Origin of the sequence: Bordetella sp. 02P26C-1, assembly GCF_009763255.1 — a bacterium.
In the GTDB taxonomy this organism is placed as follows: Bacteria; Pseudomonadota; Gammaproteobacteria; order Burkholderiales; family Burkholderiaceae_B; genus Bordetella_A.
In genome coordinates this window covers 99,513-123,537 of record NZ_WSJB01000019.1, presented here as the reverse complement: position 1 = coordinate 123,537, position 24,025 = coordinate 99,513, and the positions used below count along the sequence as shown (strand labels likewise).

Below are 24,025 nucleotides of genomic sequence, written 5' to 3'. Positions count from 1 at the left end.
ATTACTTGGCCGACATCAGCGCGACGGTGGTGTCGAGCATACGGTTGGAGAAGCCCCACTCGTTGTCGTACCACGACGAGACCTTGACCAGCTTGCCGGACACTTTGGTCAGCGTAGCGTCGAAGTTGCTCGAGGCCGGGTTGTGGTTGAAGTCCACCGAGACGAGGGGCTCGGTGTTGTAGGTCAGGATGCCCTTGAGTTCGCCTTCGGAAGCAGCCTTCAGGATGCTGTTGACTTCTTCAACGGTGGTGTCGCGGCTGGCCACGAACGACAGGTCGACGAGCGACACGTTGATGGTCGGAACGCGAATCGCGAAGCCGTCGAGCTTGCCGTTCAATTCCGGCAGTACCAGGCCAACAGCGGCGGCAGCGCCGGTCTTGGTCGGGATCATGCTCATCGTGGCCGAACGGGCGCGACGCAGGTCTTCGTGGTAGACGTCGGTCAGCACCTGATCGTTGGTGTAGGCGTGCACGGTGGTCATCAGGCCGGTTTCGAGGCCGAGCTTGTCGTGCAAGGGCTTGACCAGCGGAGCCAGGCAGTTGGTGGTGCACGAAGCGTTGGAGATGACGGTGTCGCTAGCCTTGAGCACGTTGTGGTTCACGCCGTACACGACGGTTGCGTCCACGTCCTTGCCGCCGGGAGCCGAGATGATGACTTTCTTGGCGCCGCCCTTGAGGTGGGCGCTGGCTTTTTCCTTCGAGGTGAAAAAGCCCGTGCATTCCAGCACCACGTCCACGTTCAGCTCGCCCCAGGGCAGCTCGGCGGGATTGCGGTTGGCCAGCACGCGGATCTTGTCGCCATTGACGACCATGTAGTCGCCGTCGACTTCGACGGTGCCGGGGAATTTGCCGTGGGCGGTGTCGTAGCGCGTCAGGTGCGCGTTGGTCTTGGGATCACCCAGATCGTTGATCGCAACGATCTCGATGTCGTGCTTCTTACCGGCCTCGTAGTGGGCGCGCAGGATGTTGCGGCCGATACGGCCGTACCCGTTAATGGCGACACGAATGGTCATGACTAGAGCTCCTTTTACAAAACTTGCTTGACAGTCTCGGCTACCTTGTCGGCAGTCAGACCGAAGAACTTGAACAAGGCTCCCGCGGGTGCCGATTCGCCATAACGGTCGATGCCGACCACGGCGCCTTCCAGCCCCACGTATTTATGCCACAGGCCCGTCGTGCCGGCCTCGACAGCCACGCGCGGCAGCCCCGGGGGCAGCACGGCGCGCTTCCATTCGGCATCCTGACGATCAAACACGTCGGTGCTCGGCATGGAAACAACACGTACCGCGATGCCCTGCTCGGCGAGCTGCTCCTGTGCGGCCAATGCGATGGCGACTTCGGAACCGGTAGCGATGATAACGGCACGCGCATCGTTTGCGTCGCGCAGAACGTAACCACCGCGTTCGATTGCTTTCAAGGTGTCGGCATCGCGCGCCACGAACGGCAAGTTCTGACGCGACAGCAACAGCGCGGTCGGGCCGCCATCGTGCACATCCATGCCGATACTGGCCGGACGCGAAACGGCATAGGCCCAGGCCACCGCGGTTTCGGTCGTGTCGCACGGACGCCAGACAGACAGATTCGGGATCAGGCGCAGGCTGGCGGCGTGTTCGATGGATTGGTGCGTCGGGCCGTCTTCGCCCAGGCCGATCGAGTCGTGCGTGAAGACATGCACGACGCGCTGCTTCATCAACGCGGCCATGCGGATTGCATTACGCGAGTAATCGGAGAAGGTCAGGAACGTGCCGCCAAACGGCAGATAGCCGCCATGCAGCGCGACGCCGTTCATGACAGCGGCCATGCCGAATTCGCGCACACCGTAGTTGATGTGCCGGCCGAATTGAATGCCGTCCTTGCCCGCGCGCACCGGAGCCACGCCCTTCCAGTCAGTGTAGTTCGAGCCGGTCAGGTCGGCCGAACCGCCCAGCATTTCGGGCAGGATCTCGGCCAGCGCGGTGATGGCGAACTGCGAGGCCTTGCGGGTCGCGACGGTTTCCGCTTTGTCGTTGGTGGCCTGGATGAAGGCTTGGATCTTGTCGGCGGCATCGGCGGGCAGATCGCCCTTCATGCGGCGCGTGAATTCGGCGGCTTCGACCGGATATTGCGCGGCGTAGTCGTCGAAAACGGCCTGCCAGGCGGCTTGCGCCTGCGCGCCGGCTTCGCGCGAATCCCAGCCTTCGGTGACGGCCTGCGGGATTTCAAACGGGGCGGCAGTCCAACCCAGCGCGGCACGCGTCGCGGCGATTTCGCCCGCGCCCAGCGGAGCGCCGTGCACGTTGTGCGTGCCCGCCATGGTGGGCGCGCCCTTGCCGATGATGGTGCGGCAGACGATCAAGGTCGGCTTTTCGGATTGCGCGCGTGCTTGGGCGATCGCGGCCTCCACAGCGGCGACGTCATGCCCGTCCACGCCGCGAATCACATTCCAGCCGTAGCCTTCGAAACGCTTGGCCGTGTCATCGCCAAACCAGTGTTCCACATGGCCGTCGATCGAGATGCCATTGTCGTCGTACAGCACGACGAGTTTGGAGAGCTTGAGCGTGCCGGCCAGCGAACACGCCTCGTGCGAGATGCCTTCCATCAGGCAGCCATCGCCCGCGAACGCATACGTGTAGTGGTCCACGATGGGCAAGCCGGGCTTGTTAAACTCGGCAGCCAGCAAGGCCTCGGCCAGCGCCATGCCGACCGCGTTGGCCAAGCCTTGGCCCAAGGGGCCGGTAGTCGTTTCGACCCCGGGGGTGATACCCACCTCGGGGTGACCCGGCGTGCGCGAATGCAGCTGGCGGAACTGCTTGAGCTCCTCGATCGGCAGATCGTAGCCAGTCAGATGCAGCAACGCATAAATCAGCATCGAGCCATGACCGTTGGACAACACGAAACGGTCGCGGTTGGCCCAGGCCGGATCGGCGGGATTGTGACGCAGATGACCCAGCCACAGTGCTTGGGCGATTTCCGCCATTCCCATCGGTGCGCCGGGATGCCCCGAATTAGCTTGTTGGACAGCATCCATGGCGAGGACGCGAATCGCGTCGGCCAGGGCCAGGGGTTGGGCAGTGGATGAGCTCATGCGGAAAGACTCGTAGACTCCGGCCGCTAGAAAACGTGGCCAGGTGAGAGGTTTGTAAAGCGGATGATTTTAGCATCCGGGGATACCCCAGGCGATCGCGGCCCTGCCTGACGGGTCGCATGATGCAGCCACTTATCGCTATGCGCTAGAGCGCGGCGCGCAGAATGGTAGGCTACGCGTTTTGCAGTCGGCAATGGGCCATCCTCGTACAAGCCGACTGTTCCCTTTGCACGCCTTTCATTCCACCGCTGTACGATCTGCCGCACTATGTCTTTACCGAGATTCTTTTGCGATGCCCCGCTCTCCCCGAGGACCCGCATCGCCCTGCCGGACGCGTTGGCTCATCATGCCGTGCGCGTATTACGACTACGCGACGGTGCCGATATCGTGTTGTTCGATGGGCAGGGAGGCGAATATCCGGCGACGCTGACCATGGAGGGGAAAACCACCAACGCGCAGCTTGGTGAGCATTTGCCCCGCGAGGCCGAACTAGCGGGTCGGATTACGCTGGCGCAAGGATTGCCCTCCGGCGACAAGATGGATTGGGTGGTGGAAAAGGCCGTCGAACTGGGGGCCAGCCGGGTGACGCCGATTACCGCACAGCGCAGCGTGCTGCAGCTCAGCGGCGCGCGATTGGAAAAGCGGGTTGCGCACTGGTCACGCGTCGCGCAAGCGGCGGCGGAGCAATGCGGACGCAATCGACTGATGCCCGTGGACGCGCCCATGGGGCTACAGGAATGGCTGGCACTGCCTGAGCCCGGCCTGCGCCTCTTGTGCCACCCCGAAGCTGCCGGAACGCTAACCGAGGTGCTGCAGCAAGCGCGCGAACAGGGGCCATTGGAATCCATCAGTCTGCTGATTGGCCCGGAAGGCGGCTGGTCGGACGCCGAGCTTGAGCTGGCCGCCCGCCACGGTGTACGTAGCGTACGTTACGGCCCGCGCGTGCTGCGCACCGAGACTGCGGGCGTGGCGCTGATCGCCGCCATTACTGCTTTACTCGGCTGGTGACCCTCGCCGCCCGTCAACGCCCCCACCCGCTTTAGTTGCGGATTTCCCTGACGTATTTCCACTTTTTGGTGGACGGATCGAAGTCGAAAATCATCGGAATCGACGTCCCCAGTGCCTTGTTATCGATTTGACACTGGTATTGGCTGCCCTGGGGCACACAGGGCCCCACCGCCACCTCGGTCCGTAACGCATTACGCAGCTGGCCGGCGCTTTGCGAGATCGCGTATCTGTCATACAGGGCCTGTTTGACCTCCTCCGAGGTAGGGGCCTGGGCATGCGCGCCGGCTGCCAATGTGTAGATAAACAACGCTAAAAACGCCTTTTTAAGCATGCATATTCCTTTTAGGTGGGATGAGCCGACGTTAAACGTGTGACACCATTCTACGTAACGAAATCTTTTGCTACTATTCAAAAAGAGAAATTGTCGCGCGGCGAAGTTGCAAAACGGCAGCCCGGCAATGTGCGATACCTCGCGGGATCATGCTGCGGTTCGCGGGCATAGTCGCACTTTGATCGCGTTGCGGCAAGCACGATCAAATTTGCCACTCTGTACCTGAATGGATCCGTGCGGAACTTGCCAGGACAGGCGTCGATTCGACGTTTGAAAGTGCAGTTTTAAAGCGCAGAGAGGAGGTGACCATGGCTACGCGTTTCACCAGGCGACAGTTCATCAAACTGGGGACGTTCGGCGGGATCACCGTCATGTTTGGCCGTTTGCCATCCGTGCAGGCTCGCGAAGTCCATTCGGGCGTTGAAAGCGACGATTGGCTGGCGCCGGACGGCAGTGTCAAATACCGTTGGGATGCGGTCCGCAAAGTCACTGGGGACAAGGTTTTCGCTCGCGACTTCCGAGCACGGGATCTGCCAGGCTGGCCGGAGCAACAGGCTCACGGATTTTTCCTGAAAGCCACCGATGTCGAGCATGCGTTCGAGGACATCGACCTTTCCGTCTTGGGGCCCGATCTGCAGCCTGACCGCGTCGTCCGCTACGAGGACATGGAGCGCGACCAGGTCAGCGTGCCTCAGCCCGCAGACCTGGGTCAGGGGTTTTATGGCGAGTACTTCCTGCTGCCACGAGGCAAGACCGCCCCACTCTACGGCCATCCCGTTGCGTTGTTGATCTATCACGACGCGGATCGCTATGAAGCGGCTAAGCGGCGCTTGCGTTTCGAGCAAAGCGCGGTCAAGTATGGGCAATACACCGGCTTGAAACCCCCGCCAAACTACGGGGCGGCGCGCTATGTGCGCGTGGGTGGTGCGGCACCCGATGACTCCGCCGCCTTCTCGCCGATGCAGGACGCGGTGATCTGGGGCAATTTCGACGGTGACACGCCGACTTGGCCCGAACCCGCTGCCGGCGGCATGTTCGTGCCGCGCTCGGTCATGCTGCCGCATCGCGGCGGCGGCGCGGTACGCGATGCGGAGCAAGTGGCCCGGGAAACCTACGAGCCCATGAAACGCGGCATGGCGGCGGCAAAGGATATCGAAGCGCAGATCGAAGCCGCCCGGAAAGACCCGTCAAAACTCGTCCTCCATCGCCAAGGCTTTTCGCAGTCGATCGACCCCAGTGCCATGGAGCCGGATAACGGCAACGCCTGGTACGACGCCGCCACGCGCACGCTGCACGTGCTGATCGCGGCGCAGTCGCCCTATGAAGTGGCGCGCGTGGCCGCCTACATGGTCAAGGACAATGCCCGCTTTCCGGTTGAACGAATCGAGATCCTGTCTGGCACGACGGTAGGCTACGGGTCCAAGGACCACTCGATCTTTCCGTTCTACACCATCGCCGCCTGTTTTTACGGCGAGGGCGCGCCGGTGCGGCTGGCCAATGATCGCTACGAGCAGTTCCAGCTGGGCATGAAGCGCCACAGCATCGAGGTCGATATCACGCTGGTTGCGGACCGCGCCACGGGCAAATTCGAGATTCTGAAAGGCTTCTATAACTGCAATGGCGGCGGGCGCGCGAACTTCTCGTTCTCGGTCGCGCAGGTCGCCGCGACGGCCGCACAGTCGATTTATTACTTCCCCAAATCCGATCTGGCGACCGCGGCGATCGCCACGGCCGCGGTCGAGGCCGGCTCGATGCGTGGTTATGGCACGATCCAGGCCATGTCGATCACGGAGCTGCTGGTCGATGAAGCGGCGGCCGAACTGGGTATCGACCCTATCGAGCTGCGCCGCCGCAATGCCCTGCGGGCCGGCGATGCGAACACGCAAGGCGCCGTGCAACTGGGCGACCCGCGCAACGTGGAGATGCTGGAACGCGCCGCCCGGCACCCGCTGTGGCAGAACCGCGAGCAAGCCAAGGTCAAATACGAAGCCGCCAACCCCGGGCGACGCTATGGCGTAGGCTTTGCGCAGGTTCAGAAGGACTATGGCACCGGCGCCGACACGACGGCCCTGGTGCTGGAGTTCGACACCAACGGCAAACTGACGATGCGCCACTGCGTGCAAGAAATCGGCACCGGGGCGACAACGGCGCAACAAGTCATGGTGCAGCGCCTGCTCGGCAAAGCGCCAGACGTGGCGATCTTTGGCGAGACGGATTTCCAACAGCTGCCGCTCAAGAGCAATTTCGAGCCGTTTACCATCACGCAGCAACAGCAGGACGAACTGGCGCGCGATCCGTACTGGGTGCCCTACATACTGCCGGCGATGAGCGCCTCCAATAGCGTTTATTTCATTGGCTTCGGCACCCGCCAGGCGGCCCAGTTCCTGCTCGAAAACACGATCTGGCCCGCCGCGCGCGCCATCTGGAGCAGCGGCCCGGCCGGTGGACAGTTGGCCAGCGGCTACATGACGGCCAAAGATCTGCGCGCGGTGCCCGGCGGCATCGGTGGCGGCGGCATGGCCACGATCCCTTTCGAAGACATTGCCCGCAAAGCGCACGAGATGGGCCTGATCACCGGCGTGGCGGTGCACTGCTTCAGCCGCTGGGAATGGGCGCGCGCGGACTTCGACATCCCGGGCATCGGCATGAAAACACTGCCGGTCGACGCGTTGGCCGTGCGTTACGGCGACGGTGCGCCGGCCACGCTGAAAGCGCGCATGCAAACCGGCGGTTACGACTTTATTGAACGCAGCGCGGTGCATTTTCCGCCGGTGCAGCGTAATAACGCGGGCGTCACGACCTACACGCCGGCCGCCTGTCTGGTGGAAGTCAACGTGAACACGTTCACGGGCGCCGTGGAGGTGATGAGCCACCACAGTTTGCTCGACCCGGGCAACGTCGTGGTGCCAGCACTCGTGTCGGGCCAGCAGCAAGGCGGCGTGGCCATGGGTATTGGCCATGCCCTCATGGAAGATCTGCCGTTGTATGGCGATGGCCCCGGCAACGGGACGTGGAACTTCAACCGCTATACGCTGCCGCGCGCCAAAGACGTGGCGGTGTGGACACAGACGGCGGAATATCTGGAGCCTCTCACTCAGACTTCGCCGCCCAAAGGGCTGGCTGAGGTGGTGATGATTCCGGTGGTCGCGGCCATTGGCAATGCGATCACCCACGCGACCGGGCAGCGGTTCTATCACCTGCCCGTGACGCCCACCAAAATCAAAAAGGCGATGACGCTATGAGCCTCGAAAAACGGCCCCTGTCTCTCACGATCAATGGCCAGAAAGTCGGGCCCGTGGATGTCCCGGTCGGTCTGCCGATGATCGATTTCCTGCACGAACATCTGAACCTGACCGGCACCCGCTTCGGCTGCGGTCAGGGCATTTGCCACGCCTGTACGATCATGGAGATTCAGCCGGACGGCCCGCCGATCGAATCCCGAACCTGTATTTTCGACGCCCATTTCTTCAATGGCAAAACGCTGATCACCATTGAAGGCCAGGCCAAGCGGGATGAAAACGGCAAAGTGCGCGAGCTCACGCCCGTGCAGCAAGCCTTTATCGAGCACTTTTCCTTCCAGTGCGGCTACTGCACGCCGGGGTTCGTGGCCGCCGCCACGGTGTTCATTGAGACCCTCAAGCGCCAACCGGTCAAACGCGCCGACCTGCAAAGCCGCATCGAGGACGCCTTGAACGACCATATCTGCCGCTGCACCGGCTACGTGCGCTATTACCAGGCGGTGCAGGACGTGGCGTTGAAAACGCCCGGCTGCGTCATCGACTGAGGGAGACGATGATGAAACGTCGCGGCTTGCGCAATACGATTCTTATCATTCTGGCGGTGCTTATCGTAGCGACGCTGGCCGTTTTGCTTGGAGCGTTCCGAACCTCCAGCGTGGCGCCAGGGGTCGACCAACCGTTGACCGAGGACCAGAAGCGAGAATTGCTGCCACGTGGACGCGAACTTGCACTGGCTGGGGATTGCTTTGGTTGCCACTCCAAGCCGCAAGGGCCCAGAGCCTCGGGCGGCGTGCCGCTGGACACGCCGTTTGGCACCCTGCACTCCACCAACATCACCCCCGACACCACCTACGGGATCGGTAACTACACGCGCGCAGATTTCCATCGCGTGCTGCGCGACGGTATCGCGCCCGGCGGACGCAACCTTTATCCCGCCATGCCGTTTGTCTTCACGCACATGACGCGTCCCGAAGACATTGATGCGCTGTATGCGTATTTCATGAGCTTGCCGCCCATCGCAGAGCCGAACGTCCCGAACACCGGGGTGTTCGAATTCCCGGTGCGGCCCTTCATGAATTTCTGGACCTTGATCAATTTCCCGGATCGCCAGCCCCCCGCACGCGAGGGCGCATCGGAACAATGGCTGCGCGGCGGCTATCTTGTCGAGGGCCTGGGGCATTGCGGCGCATGCCATACCCCGCTTACGGAGACGATGGGCAACGATTTCTCCCGGTCTCTGGAAGGCGGCAACGTCATCGATGGGCTGGTCGTTCCCAACATTACGGCCGAGATGCTGGCGCAGCGCGGATTCGACGCCAAATCGCTGAGCCAGTATCTACAAACCGGGATATCTGCCCAGGGTACCGCGTTCGGTGGCATGTACACCGTGGTGCATTTCTCGACCAGCGCTATGCAAACCGCGGATGTAGACGCCATTGCGACGTATCTGATGACCGACAGGCAGGGCAAGCTGCTGACGCCCGCCCCGGGGCCTGAGCCGCTGCCGCGCGCCTCGGACGCCGCGCTGCAACCAGGCCGTCACGCGTATATTTCCGCCTGCGCGGGTTGCCATGGCATGCAGGGCGAAGGCATTCCGAACGTCGCGCCGCCAATGAAGGGCAATGCCACGGTAATGATGGATAGCCCGGCGAATCTATTGACCGTCGTGCTGCACGGCATAGAGACGCAGACATTCTCTGGCAATCAACGCATGTACGCCATGCCCGGATTCGAAAAGCGCCTGAGCGACGAGGAAATCGCCGGACTGGCCACTTGGATGCGAGCCCAATGGGGCGGCCAGGATAAAGACGTCAAAGCCGAGGAAGTGCGAGCGCTGGGAACCCGGCAATGATGGTTAAACCGTTTAATCGATTGGGCGTGATCACCCCCGCCGCGAAACCATAACACCTACAAACGCGTAACGAGAACTTTATGAAATTCATCCCGACTCTGCTATCCGGCGCGATGCTGGTGACGGCTGCGGCCGGCTGCACCGCCCGCGACGAACAACTGGCAAAAGATCTCGAGAATATGCCCGGCGTGACCTGCACATTTGACAATGGTCAACGACATTGCGGACCGGATAGTCTAAAAGACACCGCTTCACCCGGTCGTTGATCACCTGCACACCGCGCCAAAGCGGCCTGCCGCAGCGCCGGCTCGCGCCTGCGGACCAACACTTCCCCAACGATTCCGATTTCTCTCATATCACTAGGAAACTGCCATGGTTGATGATTTAGTCGTCGATTTATCGCGTTACCAATTCGCGGCGACGGCGCTCTACCATTTTCTGTTCGTACCATTGACGTTGGGCCTGTCTTTCATCATCGCCACGATGGAGACGGTCTACGTGACCACCGGCAAGCTGATCTACAAGCAGATGGCCCAGTTCTGGGGCAAGCTGCTGCTGATCAACTTCGCGCTCGGCGTGGCCACGGGTCTGACCATGGAATTCCAGTTCGGGATGAACTGGTCGTTCTATTCCAGCTTTGTGGGCGATACCTTCGGTACGCTGCTCGCCGTGGAAGGCCTGATGGCGTTCTTCATGGAATCGACGTTTGTCGGGCTGATGGTGTTCGGCTGGGATCGTCTGAGCAAGGTGCAGCATTTGGTGGTGACCTTCCTCGTGGCGATCGGCAGCAACTTGTCGGCGCTGTGGATTCTGGTGGCCAACTCGTTCATGCAGCATCCTCAGGGCGCGGAGTTCAACCCCATCACGATGCGAATGGAGCTGGATAACTTTGGCGCGCTGTTCTTCAACCCCGACGCGCAGGCCAAGTTCGTGCACACCGTGCTGGCCGGTTACGTGACCGCCGCGATCTTTGTGTGTGGCGTGAGCGCCTTCTACATGCTGCGCAACCGTCACGTGCAACTGGCGCGCCGCTCGTTCCGTGTCGCGGCGCTGTTTGGCGTGCTGGGCACCGCGGGCGTGCTGACGCTGGGCGATGCGCTGGGTTATGTGGGTGCGCATACTCAACCGACCAAGCTGGTCGCGATGGAAGCCCTGTGGACCTCGGAAAAAGCGCCGATGGCCTTTAACGCCATCGCGATTCCGTCGCAAAGCGAAGAGCGCAACATCTTCGAAATCCAGGTGCCGGCGGCGCTGTCGATCCTGGTTACCCACTCGCTGGATGGCACGCTGCCGGCCGCCGATGTGCTGCAAGAGCAGGCCAAGGTGCGCATCCGTAACGGCATCCCCGCCGTTCAAGCGATGGAACGCCTGAGCGCCAATCCGCACGATCAAGAGGCCCTGGCTCAGTTCGAGAAACACAAGGCCGATATCGGCTACGGGTTCCTCGTGCAACGCTATGCCCCCGAAGGCGACGTGACGCGCGTCACGGACGCCGATATCGCGCGCGCGGCCAAAGACACGATTCCGGAAGTCTGGCTGGTGTTCTGGTCGTTCCGCATCATGGTGGCCGCGGGTCTGCTGATGCTCGCGTTCTTTGTGTTGGCCACGGTCTATACGCTGACCAACAAGGTGCAGGATCGCAAGCGTTTCCTGAAGTTCTGCGTATGGATGATCCCTGTGCCCTTCATCGCCTGCGAGGCGGGCTGGATCGTGGCGGAAGTCGGCCGTCAGCCGTGGACCGTGTACGAGGTGCTGCCGACCTGGCTGTCCGCCTCCACGCATAGCGTGAGCTACATGGTGTTCTCGATCGTAGGCTTTGTGCTGCTCTATACGATTTTCATCGTGATCGAGATGTTCCTGATGCTGCGTGCCATCCGCAAGGGTCCCGATGACTCCGAGGACGGCCATCACACGCCCGCCCCCGCCTTTGGCCCTGCCACTACGACTGTCCGGAGCTAAACACATGGAACTTTCATTGGTCTTTACGCTGATCTGGTGGCTGCTGCTTGGCGTGCTGCTGATGGGGCTGGCCATCATGGTCGGTATGGATATGGGCGTGGGCACGCTGCTGCGATTCGTCGGTCGCACCGACGAAGACCGCCGCGTGGCGCTCAACATCATTGGCCCGCACTGGGACGGCAATCAGGTGTGGTTCATCCTGGGTGGCGGCGCGATCTTTGCCGCGTGGCCGCTGGTCTACGCCACGGCCTTCTCCGGCTTTTACATCGTCATGCTCGTGCTGCTATGGAGCATGATCGTGCGGCCGCTGGGTTTCGAGTATCGCAGCAAGATCTCGGTCGCCCGCTGGCGCAATGCCTGGGACTGGACGCTGTTTGTCTCGGGCTGCGTGCCGATGATCATCTACGGCGCGGCGATCGGTAACGTGCTGCAGGGCGTGCCGTTCCATTTCGACTGGAGAATGACGTCCTACTACACCGGTAGCTTCTGGGAACTGTTGAACCCGTTTGCGATCCTGTGTGGCCTGACCTCGCTGTCGCTGTCGATCTATATGGGCGGCAATATCCTGATGCGTAGCGGCGAATGGGGCTTGGCGCATCGCGCGCGCAACGCCTCGACGCTGGGCGGCATCGTGTTCCTGGTGCTTTTTGTGGTGGGTGGATTCTGGGCATCTCAGCTGGACGGTTATCGTCTGGTCAAGTACCCCGGCGACGGCGTGCCGCAGACCCCGCTGCATCAGGTGGTGGAACGCACGGCCGGCGGCTTGCTCGATAACTTTGCGGCGCATCCGGTGCTGTGGGCCCTGCCCATCATTGCCTTGGCCGCCATGGTGCTGGGTCTGATCGCCACGCGCATGAATCGTCGTCTGGCCGCCTGGTGGCTCGGTGCGCTGACCTGGATCGGCGTGCTGGCTACCGCGGGCGCGGCGATGTTCCCCTTCATCATGCCGTCGGTGACCAACCCGTCGCATAGCCTGACGGTATGGAATTCGGGCGCCAGCACGCTCACGCAAGGCTGGATGCTCGGCTTTACCATCATCTATATCCCGCTGATCCTCACCTACACCAGCTGGGCTTTCTGGGTGATGCGTGGCAAGGTCGACTCCAAGAGCGTCGAATCCAACGAACACGCGTATTGAGGAAACAACGATGAAGCTACTTTTTAAATTCGGTCTGAGCTTCGTATTGGCCGTGGTCGCGATTGTGCTGGGGGTGTTGCTGGGCGATTATGGCCCCTGGTATCTGTCCTGGGCGCTGGGTACCGGGTTGATGATCCTGGTGGCAGCCGTCGGCGGCGTGCTCTTCGAGGCGCAAGAGGACGAGCAGGCTCAACAGCCAAAATCTTCGGGTGGCGGCTTCGGGGCCAGCGGCTCTCGCTGATCGCATAGCAAAGCGCCTCACAGTAAAAAGCGCGGGCAGTTCACACTGTCCGCGCTTTTTTATGCCTATCGATCGCGCGCCAAGCACGCCTCTTGCCAGCGCCGCCCACGGGCCGCTCCGGCTGGTGCCTTCATCGCGTGCATCTTGAAGTCGCCTCCTGCGGGCGCCTCCTGCGGGCGCCACGGGCCAGGGTGCCTGGCAGCACCGCCGCAAGCCGCCCTATCTGTGATCAACTCTCGCCATAGCGCGCCGCTGCAACGCCGGGCTCGGGGTCCGGATGTTTGCCAGCGTGCTCGATGATGTAACCGAAGCTGCGGCCATTTTCGGCCGCAAACGTGACCACGTCCGCGCACACCGAAGCAATTTGCGCCGCATCGTCAGTCAGCGTCGGATCGCCCGAATGCAGCTTCGATAGCCAGAGAACGACACCGGTCTTCTGATCCAGCACCGTGTCGCACAAACAATCGTACAGCGCGTCGAAATTCCCGCCGAAATACTCGGGAAAATCCACGGCTTTGGCAATGGCCCGCAGCACCGCGGATCGGCTACGAGCGCGATCGCACTCGGCCACCATGAATGCCAAGCCCAACTCGCGCGCGGCCTGATCCACGGCCTCTTTTTGCAGATCGCCATGTTCGATAGCGCCACCGCTAGTCAACTGGCGCTGCAACGTAGACTGGCCATTTTGCGTCATGCCTGGCCCTCCCTGAAAAAACCTAAGACATCTTCGCTACGCCGCATCGTATCGGCATAGCCCAATTCGATCAATCTCCGCGTGTACGTGCCTTCGAACAGCAAATAGGACATTAGGGCACCACCGCTCGCATGGTCAGGGTCGGACGATACACCGAGTACGCGGAAAAGGGTACGGGCTTCGATTGGCATATCGGATAAATAATCGAGCGCCAGCAGGTCGAGCGACTGGCTGGGCGTCAGGGTCAGCACGTTCACCCGGCGGACGCCGCCGCCCACGGCGGGGTCATGGCCGATATAGCCGACCAGCTCATTAATGCGCTCGAGCCGCTCTACGTCCATCGACAGCCCATCCAGGAAAATCGTCGAAAGCACATGGCCGCCCACCTGCGCGAGACTGGGATACGGCGGCGCAGCGTCGCGGTTCTCAGGATGGGTTTCGTCGAGAAAATTGGTGCCGATGACCAATACGCGCGTGGCCCCCAAGTGAATCGCCGGACTGATCGGCGCAAGCTGGCGGATGGAACCATCGCCACACCATTCACGTTGGCCTTGCACATCCACGGCCTGGGCGGGAAAGATAAAGGGAATGGACGATGACGCGAGCAGATGTTCTACGCCGAGCGGCACCGGCAAGGCCCGCCGTAGCGAACGACGCCATGGATCGATCGTGCGTTTGGCCTGGTAGAAGGTCAGATGTTCGCCACTATTGAACCCGAGCGCCGTGATCGCCAGCGCATTGAGCGCGCCTTGGTCCAGATTCGTCTGTAAATGCTCGAAATCCAGCGCCCCAGTCAGCAGTTCGGCCAACGGTCCATTGTCCAGCAATGAGCGCGGCCGCTCTCGTCCGAAGCCGGCAAACATCCATCCCAAGGCCATGAGCCCCAGCCAGCGAACGCCGGTCTTAATCAGACCAGGTGCATCGGCGCGATACACCATGCCGGTATGCAATGTTTCCCAGAGTTGCTGCATGCGCTCCACGGCGGCATGAGGCTGATCAGCGCGGCACCCAAAGGCCGCCGCATTGATTGAACCAGCCGAGGTCCCGCAGATAATAGGAAACGGATTGGGAAACCCCGGGTCCCTGACGGGGTTCAGGATGTCCATGATGGCGCGCAGCACGCCGACCTGATACGCGGCGCGCGCGCCACCGCCTGTCATGACCAGCCCCGTCTGGGCACGGGGCGGGTCGGAAGCGGACTCCAAATTACTTGGGAACGTTGGCATCCACAACGACCAAAGCGGTCATGTTGACGATACGGCGCACGGTCGCACTGGAAGTCAAAATGTGCACCGGTGCATTCGCGCCCAGCAGGAACGGCCCCACGGCCACGTTGCCGCCCGCTGCCGTCTTCAGCAGGTTGTAGGCGATATTTCCGGAGTCCACGTTCGGGCAAACCAGCAGGTTCGCGGCCCCCTTGAGCGTCGACGACGGGAGAATGCGCGTGCGCAGCGCTTCGTCCAACGCGCAATCGCCGTGCATTTCGCCATCGATCTCCAATTCAGGGTCGGCTTCGCGTACCAGCGCCAGGGCTTCGCGCATCTTGGTGCCCGACGACGAGCTGCCCGTGCCGAAGTTCGAACGCGACAGCAACGCGACCTTGGGCGCCAGGTTCAGGCGGCGCATTTGCTCGGCGGCCAGCAACGTGATTTCGGCAATCTGCTCGGCGGTCGGATTGTCGTTGACGTGCGTGTCGACCAAGGCCACCACACGCTCGTCCAGCAGCAGCACATTCATGGCCGCATAGACGTTGGTGGCAGGGCGCTTGCCGATGACTTCATCGATGAAACGCAGGTGCTCGGCATAGGAGCTCACCACGCCGCAGATCATGCCGTCGGCTTCGCCACGATGCAGCATCATCGCGCCAATCAAGGTCAGGCGGCGGCGCATTTCCACGCGGGCCATTTCCTTGGTGATGCCGCGACGGCACATCATTTCCCAGTAGGTCGTCCAGTACTGATGGAAACGCTCGTCGTATTCGGGGTTGGTGACTTCGACGTCCTCGCCCAGGCGCAGGCGCAGGCCGTATTTCTCGATACGCGCGGCCAGCACGGCGGGGCGGCCCACCAGCACGGGCTTGGCCAGACCTTCGTCCACCACCACTTGCACCGCACGCAACACGCGTTCGTCTTCGCCCTCGGTGAAGACGATGCGCGCCTTGCCGCCATCGCGCACGAAGCTCTTGGCGGTCGAGTACAGGGGCTTCATGAATGCGCCCGAATGGTAGACGAATTGTTGCAGCTGTTCGACGTAGGCTTCCAGATCATTGAGCGGACGCGTGGCCACGCCGCAGTCCATGGCGGCCTTGGCCACAGCGGGCGCAATGCGCGTGATCAGGCGCGGGTCGAAGGGCTTGGGAATCAGGTACTGCGGCCCGAAGCTGATGTCATAAGTGCCATAAGCCGCGGCCACCACTTCGTTTTGCTCTTCCTGCGCGAGTTTGGCGATGGCGTGTACCGCGGCCAGCTCCATTTCGCGCGTAATGGTCGTCGCCCCGACATCCAGCGCGCCACGGAAAATATAGGGGAAGCACAGGACGTTGTTGACCTGGTTCGGGTAGTCCGAACGGCCGGTCGCCATGACGATATCGTCGCGCACGGCGTAGGCGTCTTCGGGCAGGATTTCCGGGTTGGGGTTGGCCAGCGCCAGGATGACCGGACGCGGCGCCATCTTGGCGACCATTTCGGGCTTGAGCACGCCACCGGCCGACAGGCCCAGGAACACATCCGCGCCGTCAATCACGTCGGCGAGTTTACGGTGCTCGGTTTTTTGCGCGAAGCGGGCCTTGTCCGGGTCCATCAACGCGACACGGCCCTCGTAGACCACGCCCTCGATGTCAGTGACCCAGATATTTTCCACGGGCACGCCCAGATCCACGATCAAATCCAGACAGGCCAGCGCCGCCGCGCCCGCGCCGGAGGTCACGATCTTGACCTTGTCGATGTCCTTGCCAACGACCTTCAGGCCATTGATGAAGGCGGCCGACACACAGATGGCGGTGCCATGCTGATCGTCGTGAAAGACGGGGATTTTCATCCGCTCGCGCAGCCTGCGTTCCACGGTAAAGCACTCGGGGGCCTTGATGTCCTCGAGGTTGATGCCACCGAACGTCGGCTCCAGGCCGGCAATGATTTCCACCAACTTGTCGGGGTCGGTTTCATTGATCTCGATATCGAACACGTCCAGGCCGGCGAACTTCTTGAATAGCACCGCCTTGCCTTCCATCACGGGTTTGGAGGCGAGCGCGCCGATATTGCCCAGACCCAACACCGCCGTGCCGTTGGTGATCACGCCCACCAGGTTGCCGCGCGCCGTGTAGCGCACGGCGTTGACCGGATCGTTAACGATTTCTTCGCATGCCGCCGCCACGCCGGGGGAATACGCCAGCGCCAGATCGCGCTGGTTAGACAGTTGCTTGGTCGGCGTGACCGAGATTTTGCCGGGGCGGCCGGACTCATGATAAGCAAGTGCGGCTTGGCGAAGGTTAGCGTCCATTTTGCGGGCTATGTAGTTGATCCACGAAGGGGGAATTCTAGCTTACAGCTTGGAATATCTTACTCCTGGCGGTGGGGCAGCCGGGGATGGCCGGACGATACATTATCTTCGCAGTTGCGATCGGATGGGCCTGAAAGTCGCAGCGCTTGCGCCCCCTGGATCAAACCCCGGCGCCCAAATCCAGAAACAAACCCGAGGGGTCGAATGCATCCTTGATTTGCCTTTGCAGCCGTTGCGCCATCGCGATGGTCTCAGGTGCCTCCCGATGGGCGGATGGCACAGCATCTGTGTGCGACGACACGCTGGACCAAACCTCTTCGGACACAACCAGCGTGACCGCCTCCACCCAAGCCAGCTCACCGTGATGGCCAAGCAAGAGATGCGCCAGATTAACCTCGGCAGGCGCGGCGGGCAGCATCGCGTCCAGCCGGTATCGACATGGCCAGACATCGGCGCTACGGCAGGCGCGTGCGTCAGCGCCAGCGGCCAGTTGAAACAGAAACGGGATCAGCTTCTGCACCGTGGCGGACCGCAGCGGCCGGGAGTCGCATTCACCGAACGGCCCGAGCGTTTCCATCGTGCCGTCTGATAACAACACGTCGATGGCTACCACCCCGCTTTCTGCCGTTGCTCCCGGCCGCCAGTCATAGGCCGTGGCGAGCCACACCCCCACGGAGCAATCGGGCGGCGCATCGCGAAACTGACTCAATCCCGCAGCAACGAGATCACCCAAACGACACCCGGGCTCGGCGATCACATGACCCGCAATGGCGCCGGGCGACATACCTGTCAATAGACGTGTATCCATGCTGAGCACGGGCCCGTCGATTTGTTGGGAAAGCCTTTCGGACTCGACCGGATTCAAATCAAAGGCTCCGGCGCCTGTCTTGTTAAAAGCGCCATCCTCATGGTCGGAAAGCGCTCCCCTTTTGTTGAGCCGATCGTCTGCCCAGGACATTAGCCTCAGCCGCACACCGAACTCGGCGCACAGTGCGCGCGCGTGACGGGCGTCCGCGCGATGCGCGGGGATCAAGGTCGCGCGGCCTGGCTGATTGGCGTCGTGGCGAACACGCCCCTCGACCCCGCGCTCCAGTCCCTGGACAAAAGCTTCCCAACGCGTACGAGGGCGCTGGCGGCCGAACAGAAACGCGCGCCGCGATGGCTGCATCTACAATTCCTTTTTTGCTTTGAGAATCACCATGCCACGCCTTGCCCACCGTTCACAAGACTTCCTCACGTTTCATGCCGTCGAGGTGTTCAAGGAGGCGCAGGCACTGCAGGCGGCTGGCCGGGACATCGTCAGTCTGGGCATCGGTGAGCCGGACTTTACCGCGCCCCCGCAAGTCGTGGAAGCCCTGGACCGCGCCGCGCGCGCCGGTTTAAGCGGCTATAGCGCCCCGGCCGGGCTATGGAGCCTGCGCGAAGCCATCGCCAGGTTTTACGCGACCAAATTCGGCGCCGAGATCGACCCGGCGCGCGTGATCGTCACCTCCGGCGCCTCGGGGGCCTTATCGCTGGCGTGCTCCGTCTTGGTGGACGCCGGCGCGGAGGTGTTGATGCCCGACCCCTCGTACCCCGCCAACAGCAATTTCATCCTGGCCGCCGGGGGCCGTCCGCGGTTGATCCCCAGCACGGCGGAAAAACGGTTTCAGCTGTCCGCCGACGATGTGCGCCAGCATTGGACCGCCCAGACGCGCGGCGTGCTGATTGCCTCTCCCAGCAACCCCACAGGCACCAGTGTCACCCACGAGGAAATGGCGACTCTGCTGGACGCGGTGCGCGAACGCCAAGGCTTCGCCATCGTGGATGAAATTTATCTCGGACTCAGCTACGAACAGGACCCGCGCTCGGCGTTGACGCTGGATGACAACGTCATCGTGATCAACAGCTTTTCGAAGTACTTTCATATGACCGGCTGGCGCCTGGGCTGGATGATCGCCCCGGCGCACCTGGCCGGCGAGATCGAGAAAATCGCCGCCAGCCTGCAGATCTGCGCCCCGACGCCGGGTCAGTATGCCGCCTTGGCCTGCTTCGAGCCCGATACGCTCAAGATCTATGAACACCGTCGCGAGGCGTTCAAACAACGGCGCGACTACCTGCTGCCCGAATTCGAGCGCCTGGGACTGCACGTGCCGGTAAAACCGGATGGTGCTTTTTACATCTACGCGGATATTTCGGCGCAGGGCGTCGACAGCATGACGTTTGCGCACCGACTGTTGCACGAGGCGGGCGTAGCCGCCGTGCCCGGCCTGGACTTCGGCCCCGCGCATGGCGATCGCACCATGCGTTTTTCCTACGCGACCGGTTTGGACCGCCTGGAAGAGGCCGTGCGGCGCATTGCGCAAGTGGTGTGACCGAATCGGGAACGTAACAGAGCACGCGCTGGCCATGAGCCATGGCCAGCGCGTCGGAAACCCTAGGCATTAGTCGCGTGCCAACGCGATCCCTGCCGCCAACGCCAGGCGCCGGCGCTCTGCCTGCACCTTGGCGCCGTACCCACCGTCGCTGGGGCCAGTCGCCCCAACATAGCAAGCCAAGCCACCCTCGAGCGAGCCTCGACGGTTGATGCAGTCCTTCAGGATAGTGCTGCCCACGCGGATATTGGAAACCGGGTCCAACGCGTGCGCGCCGTCGCCAAGTTTTTCAAATTTGTCCTTATGCACGCGCGTCATGACCTGCATCAGGCCTTGTGCGCCCACCGAACTTTCCGCGAATGGGTTATAGCGGGATTCGATCGCGATGACGGCCAGCAACAGCAGCGGGTCCAGATCTTTCTCGCGCGCCACCTTGTACACGGCATTCACCAGCACGCCGGTGGCGTCATAGGCCACGCGATACTTGCGCGAAATATAGTTGCGCAAGGCCTCGGCCTGAGAGCTCGACATCAGCTTGGACGAACCTTTCTTTGGGGCCGGAGGCAGTTCGCTGCGCAAGGGACCCAGAAAACCCGTGGCGTGGCTCGTCGGCGCAGCGGGGATGGCCATCGCTATGGCCGACGGGGGGGTTTCATAGAAAAGGTCACCGACTTCGGCCAGCGGACCGGAGGTGACGGAGGAAGGCGCTAAGGCGGTCAACAAGGCTTTGTGCACGTGCAGGGCCTGGTCGCGCAAACCAGGCAAAGCAAGACTCATGCTGATGGTGACGATGACTGCGATACCGAGGTAGGTACAGCAGATGCGAGACCATTCTGCAAGACGGTGATGCACTCCTTGGGCGGACTGTCGCAACAACCCTGCCACTGACGCATCGGGCATGGAGACCTCCTGCGTGGTTAAAAAAGACAAGCCTTAGATGTTAACCTCTCTTCTCAGTTGAATCTGTAACTAAATTACGTGGATCTGTCGTGAAATACCGTGACCTGAGAGATTTTCTGCAGCAGCTGGAGCAGCGCGGCGAGCTCAAGCGCATTGCTACGCCCGTGTCGACGAACCTCGAAATGACCGAGATTGCCGACCGTGTGCTGCGTGCGGAGGGTCCGGCACTGCTGTTCGAGCGGGCCACGCACAACGGCGCCCCGGCGACGATGCCTGTCTTGGCGAACCTGTTCGGCACGCCCAAGCGGGTGGCCTGGGGCATGGGCGCTGAAGACGTCAGCGCCCTGCGCGATACCGGCGAACTGCTGGCGTCCCTGCGCGAACCGGAAGCCCCGCGCAGCCTGCGCGACGCCTTTGGCAAGGTCGCCATGCTGAAGTCGGCTCTGTGGGACATGGCGCCCAAGCGCGTGCGCAGCCCTGCCTGCCAGGAAATCGTTTGGGAAGGCGATGACGTGGACCTCAGCCGCCTGCCCATCCAGACTTGCTGGCCGGGCGATGTCGCGCCGCTCTTGACCTGGGGCCTGGTCGTCACGCGTGGCCCGAATGCCAAACGGCAGAACCTGGGCATCTATCGCCAGCAGCCCATTGCGCGCAACAAGCTGATCATGCGTTGGCTGTCGCACCGCGGCGGCGCGCTGGATTTTCGCGAACATGCCAAGGCGTATCCCGGCAAACCTTTTCCCATCGCGGTAGCGTTGGGTGCCGACCCGGCGACGATCCTGGGCGCCGTAACGCCTGTCCCGGATAGCTTGTCCGAATATCAGTTCGCCGGACTCTTGCGCGGCTCTCGTACCGAGGTCGCGCAGGCGATTGGCAGCGACCTGTCGGTGCCTGCCTTCGCCGAGATCGTGCTGGAAGGCCATCTGCTGCCCGCCAGCGATCCGCGGGCCGTGGCGCCTACGCCGCCCGATGGTGCGCCCCCCTGCCCCGATACGGGTTACGAGATGGCCCTCGAAGGCCCCTACGGCGATCACACGGGCTACTACAACGAGCAGGACTGGTTCCCCGTCTTTACCGTTGACCGCATCACGATGCGGCGCGACCCGATTTATCACTCCACCTACACGGGCAAACCGCCAGATGAACCGGCCGTGCTCGGGGTCGCGCTCAACGAGGTCTTTGTCCCCTTGTTGCGTCGTCAGCTTCCGGAAATCGTCGATTTCTACCTGCCGCCCGAGGGGTGCAGCTACCGTCTGGCCGTCGTCTCAATCCGCAAGCAGTATCCCGGCCACGCCAAACGCGTGATGTTCGGCCTGTGGAGCGTGTTGCGCCAGTTCATGTACACGAAATTCATTGTCGTGGTGGACGAGGATATCAACCCGCGTGACTGGAAAGAAGTCGTGTGGGCCATCACCACCCGGATGGATCCGGTGCGCGATACGGTCATGGTGGAACGCACACCGATCGACTACCTCGATTTTGCCTCGCCGGTATCAGGACTGGGCGGCAAAATGGGCATGGATGCCACCAACAAGTGGCCCGGCGAAACCGACCGCGAATGGGGCCGGCCGATCACCATGAACGATGAGGTCAAGCGCCGCGTTGATGCGATGTGGGGAGAGTTGGGGCTATAAGCCAGAGCGCGCCTGATGCGGCGCCCCCATACTATCGACGACCAGAAAGACGGAACACAGCGCCCCAGACGATCACGATCGCGGCACCGATGACGGTGTCGCCCATTCGCTGCAGACTGTAATTGACGTTATGGTCACCGGGTATAATCGTATCCACCAAGAGCAACACCAGCGGCGTCAGCGTGACGGCCTGCAGTGCGTACGACTTAGCCATACACCACGGCAACACGCCAGCGAACACAGCGATCAGCGCGGCAAGCCATAGGTCCTTCGGAAAGTGGATCAAAATAACCGAGGCGATCGCCACCCCCAGCGCGGTGCCCAGGCACCGCAGGATGGCACGATCAAAAATATTGCCCAGATCCGGCTTCATGATGAGACCTACCGTGAGCGGAACCCAAAACCAGTGGCTCGCGTCCAGAATGAGCTTAAAGGCATACGCTGTAGCCAGACAAAGCGCCAGCGCTATGGAAGGCGTTTCGCGCGCCTCCAGTGCAGCAGGGGCGACAGTAGTCCCCGGTAGGCTGTGGATGCCGCCACCGGTCGCCGCATTCGCAGCCGACACCTTAGACGCAGACCCTTTCGCCGCGTGACCGGCTGCACCCGACCGGCCGCCGTGGCGGGTAAATTCTGCCACCACGAATGCTTCGATAGCGAGCACGGCGGCGTAAATCAGCGCTCCCACGAGGTACAACAACGCTGGCCACCAGAAGTTCCCGATACTCGGCACGCCAATCGCAATCGAGGCGGTAAGTAACAGCTGCAGGCAACCAATCGACCAGTCAGGCCCCCTACGGCTGAGCGTGCAAGCAGCGTAACCCACACCCGCCATGACAATCAGGGTGCAAGCAAAAGGCAACGACCCGAGGTAGCCCAACAAATAGCCCGCCGCGCCCAAGAGAGATGTGCCGAGCAAAGAAGGAATCCGCTGCCGGTAAGCAATTTTTCGCTCGCCGGTGGTCATCATCAGCGTGCCCATCGCGATCCACATCCAGGGCATGATGTCGCGCTGATACATCCCCAGCCCGAAAGGCACCCCGACGCAAATCGCCGCGCGCAGGAATCGCCCCCAATCCCATCGCGCGGGCTTCAGGCGAAACATTCGATGGATGAATGGGCCGATCGGTAGGTATTGGGAGCTCATCTGTGCGTGAACGATCTGGGGGCCGCGAAAGCATAGACCATTCATCTCAAACTGCCCAGAGAGGAGCGCGCCCCAGGCTTATCAAGCCTGGGGCGCCGTTCACAGCTTAGTCAGAATTTTCCTTCAGACGTCCCGAGACGCAGCGTCGCTCGCGTGCCGCCAGGCCCGGAACGCTTGCCAGCCCAAGAACGCACCGCCGGCCAGTTTGAGCAGGCCAAGCTTTTTGCCCCGTTTCATCAAAAAAGCGGACACGGTGGAGCTGATCACGGGATAGCGCCGCGCCAGGGACACGCCCTGCCAGAGCAGCCCCGTCACATTGCTGCGCCCGACGCTGGGTATCCAGCGTTTGACGAGGTTGCCCGGAGACAACGAGCGCGTGGTCGCCGCGATATCGTAAGCAAGCGACTCGCGTTCGAGGGCTGCGCGTGCGCGCAGCAACTCGATCCGTACGGCGCGTTCGATTGCAGGTGATTTGGACATAGATCAGCTCCCCACCTGACGCGCTGCCGCGACACGGCGGGCGCGCGCGCTTTGCTCACTGTGTGCAACGCCCTCATCAGAGGCGTCGTCCGAATCCTCGTCACCCTCTTCGCGCGCGGCACGTACGCGAGCCAGCAAATCGGCGTCGCGGCCCAGCTCTTCGATCGTTGCCGCGAATGGCACCGGGCCGAAAAGCAATTGACGGCGTAACGCGAGTAGCAAGCCGATGCCTAGGACCGCGTATACCGCCGCCAACACACCCAGGGCCATATAGCGGTTCTCGGTCGGCCAGAACGCCACGGCGACCATTACGGTAAACACCAGCACGGCGAGCGTCACGAACAGCAACGCTGCAAATGCCATCCCCAGCACTTTGACCAGGCGCGTTTTTTCCTCGGCTGCTTCCAGCGCGAGCAATTCCAGACGTGTGCGCAGCAGCCCGATGAGACTGCTGGCCACGCCGCTAACAGAGGTACGTAATCCCATAGTCGAG

Annotated in this window: 20 protein-coding genes and 1 pseudogene; 10 read left to right on the top strand and 11 right to left on the bottom strand. The window is 62.1% G+C overall.

The window, feature by feature from the left end; translation table 11 throughout:
- Nucleotide 1 precedes the first annotated feature (1 nt).
- On the bottom strand, nt 2-1,012 hold the full coding sequence (gene gap, locus GOQ28_RS11605; protein ID WP_160356554.1) for a type I glyceraldehyde-3-phosphate dehydrogenase: 1,011 nt from the start codon (nt 1,010-1,012) through the stop codon (nt 2-4).
- A gap of 14 nt (nt 1,013-1,026) precedes the next feature.
- Nucleotides 1,027-3,063 (bottom strand): transketolase, encoded by a 2,037-nt coding sequence (gene tkt, locus GOQ28_RS11600; RefSeq protein ID WP_160356553.1) that lies wholly within the window; start codon nt 3,061-3,063, stop codon nt 1,027-1,029.
- Between the two features lie 267 nt (nt 3,064-3,330).
- Between tkt and GOQ28_RS11595 the strand changes: the two genes are divergently transcribed.
- Nucleotides 3,331-4,071 carry a 16S rRNA (uracil(1498)-N(3))-methyltransferase gene (locus GOQ28_RS11595; RefSeq protein WP_160356552.1) on the top strand — a complete coding sequence of 247 codons (741 nt, stop codon included), beginning with the start codon at nt 3,331-3,333 and terminating at the stop codon, nt 4,069-4,071.
- A gap of 31 nt (nt 4,072-4,102) precedes the next feature.
- Here GOQ28_RS11595 and GOQ28_RS11590 read toward each other — a convergent pair whose 3' ends face one another.
- Nucleotides 4,103-4,402: a hypothetical protein gene (locus GOQ28_RS11590; protein WP_160356551.1), complete on the bottom strand. Its 300-nt coding sequence runs from the start codon at nt 4,400-4,402 to the stop codon at nt 4,103-4,105.
- A 308-nt stretch (nt 4,403-4,710) separates the two neighbouring features.
- On the opposite strand from GOQ28_RS11590, the gene GOQ28_RS11585 reads away from it, so the two are divergent.
- The 7 genes from GOQ28_RS11585 to GOQ28_RS11555 all read left to right on the top strand — a co-directional run bounded on the left by GOQ28_RS11585 (nt 4,711) and on the right by GOQ28_RS11555 (nt 12,831).
- Nucleotides 4,711-7,644, top strand: a complete 2,934-nt coding sequence (locus tag GOQ28_RS11585) for a xanthine dehydrogenase family protein molybdopterin-binding subunit (RefSeq protein WP_160356550.1) — start codon at nt 4,711-4,713, stop codon at nt 7,642-7,644.
- The gene (locus tag GOQ28_RS11580; protein WP_160349308.1) at nt 7,641-8,186 is read left to right on the top strand and encodes a (2Fe-2S)-binding protein; all 546 of its coding nucleotides are present in this window, start codon (nt 7,641-7,643) and stop codon (nt 8,184-8,186) included. The genes GOQ28_RS11585 and GOQ28_RS11580 overlap by 4 nt, the downstream gene beginning before the upstream one ends.
- An 8-nt stretch (nt 8,187-8,194) precedes the next feature.
- Entirely contained in the window at nt 8,195-9,493 is a 1,299-nt protein-coding gene (locus GOQ28_RS11575) for a cytochrome c (RefSeq protein WP_236844316.1), read from the top strand.
- 80 nt (nt 9,494-9,573) lie between these two features.
- Nucleotides 9,574-9,759 carry a hypothetical protein gene (locus tag GOQ28_RS11570; protein ID WP_160349309.1) on the top strand — a complete coding sequence of 62 codons (186 nt, stop codon included), beginning with the start codon at nt 9,574-9,576 and terminating at the stop codon, nt 9,757-9,759.
- 106 nt (nt 9,760-9,865) lie between these two features.
- Nucleotides 9,866-11,452: a cytochrome ubiquinol oxidase subunit I gene (locus tag GOQ28_RS11565; protein WP_160349310.1), complete on the top strand. Its 1,587-nt coding sequence runs from the start codon at nt 9,866-9,868 to the stop codon at nt 11,450-11,452.
- Between the two features lie 4 nt (nt 11,453-11,456).
- Nucleotides 11,457-12,590, top strand: a complete 1,134-nt coding sequence (gene cydB / locus GOQ28_RS11560; RefSeq protein ID WP_160356549.1) for a cytochrome d ubiquinol oxidase subunit II — start codon at nt 11,457-11,459, stop codon at nt 12,588-12,590.
- Nucleotides 12,591-12,600: 10 nt separating this feature from the next.
- A complete protein-coding gene (locus GOQ28_RS11555) occupies nt 12,601-12,831 on the top strand; it encodes a hypothetical protein (protein ID WP_160356548.1) in 231 nt (76 codons plus the stop codon).
- Between the two features lie 229 nt (nt 12,832-13,060).
- Here GOQ28_RS11555 and GOQ28_RS11550 read toward each other — a convergent pair whose 3' ends face one another.
- The 4 genes from GOQ28_RS11550 to GOQ28_RS11535 form a co-directional block, all read right to left on the bottom strand.
- Complete coding sequence (locus tag GOQ28_RS11550; RefSeq protein ID WP_160356547.1) at nt 13,061-13,525, bottom strand: barstar family protein; 465 nt, start codon at nt 13,523-13,525, stop codon at nt 13,061-13,063.
- Nucleotides 13,522-14,685 (bottom strand): patatin-like phospholipase family protein, encoded by a 1,164-nt coding sequence (locus tag GOQ28_RS11545; RefSeq protein WP_160356546.1) that lies wholly within the window; start codon nt 14,683-14,685, stop codon nt 13,522-13,524. Before GOQ28_RS11545 ends, GOQ28_RS11550 begins: the two co-directional genes overlap by 4 nt.
- 46 nt (nt 14,686-14,731) lie before the next feature.
- Nucleotides 14,732-17,020, bottom strand: coding sequence for an NADP-dependent malic enzyme (locus GOQ28_RS11540; RefSeq protein ID WP_160356545.1), 2,289 nt, complete (start codon nt 17,018-17,020; stop codon nt 14,732-14,734).
- A 160-nt stretch (nt 17,021-17,180) separates the two neighbouring features.
- Nucleotides 17,181-18,188 carry a hypothetical protein gene (locus GOQ28_RS11535; protein ID WP_160356544.1) on the bottom strand — a complete coding sequence of 336 codons (1,008 nt, stop codon included), beginning with the start codon at nt 18,186-18,188 and terminating at the stop codon, nt 17,181-17,183.
- 31 nt (nt 18,189-18,219) lie between these two features.
- On the opposite strand from GOQ28_RS11535, the gene GOQ28_RS11530 reads away from it, so the two are divergent.
- The gene (locus GOQ28_RS11530) at nt 18,220-19,374 is read left to right on the top strand and encodes a pyridoxal phosphate-dependent aminotransferase (RefSeq protein ID WP_160356543.1); all 1,155 of its coding nucleotides are present in this window, start codon (nt 18,220-18,222) and stop codon (nt 19,372-19,374) included.
- 69 nt (nt 19,375-19,443) lie between these two features.
- On the opposite strand, the gene GOQ28_RS11525 is transcribed toward GOQ28_RS11530, so the two are convergent.
- A complete protein-coding gene (locus tag GOQ28_RS11525; protein ID WP_160356542.1) occupies nt 19,444-20,274 on the bottom strand; it encodes a lytic transglycosylase domain-containing protein in 831 nt (276 codons plus the stop codon).
- 89 nt (nt 20,275-20,363) lie between these two features.
- Between GOQ28_RS11525 and ubiD the strand changes: the two genes are divergently transcribed.
- On the top strand, nt 20,364-21,908 hold the full coding sequence (gene ubiD / locus GOQ28_RS11520; protein ID WP_160356541.1) for a 4-hydroxy-3-polyprenylbenzoate decarboxylase: 1,545 nt from the start codon (nt 20,364-20,366) through the stop codon (nt 21,906-21,908).
- 31 nt (nt 21,909-21,939) lie between these two features.
- Here ubiD and GOQ28_RS11515 read toward each other — a convergent pair whose 3' ends face one another.
- The 3 genes and pseudogenes from GOQ28_RS11515 to GOQ28_RS11505 form a co-directional block, all read right to left on the bottom strand.
- Nucleotides 21,940-23,052: an FUSC family protein gene (locus tag GOQ28_RS11515; RefSeq protein WP_160356540.1), complete on the bottom strand. Its 1,113-nt coding sequence runs from the start codon at nt 23,050-23,052 to the stop codon at nt 21,940-21,942.
- A gap of 123 nt (nt 23,053-23,175) precedes the next feature.
- Complete coding sequence (locus tag GOQ28_RS11510; RefSeq protein ID WP_160349319.1) at nt 23,176-23,532, bottom strand: hypothetical protein; 357 nt, start codon at nt 23,530-23,532, stop codon at nt 23,176-23,178.
- Between the two features lie 75 nt (nt 23,533-23,607).
- Nucleotides 23,608-24,018: pseudogene (locus GOQ28_RS11505) on the bottom strand (phage holin family protein); the annotation flags it as partial.
- Nucleotides 24,019-24,025 lie beyond the last annotated feature (7 nt).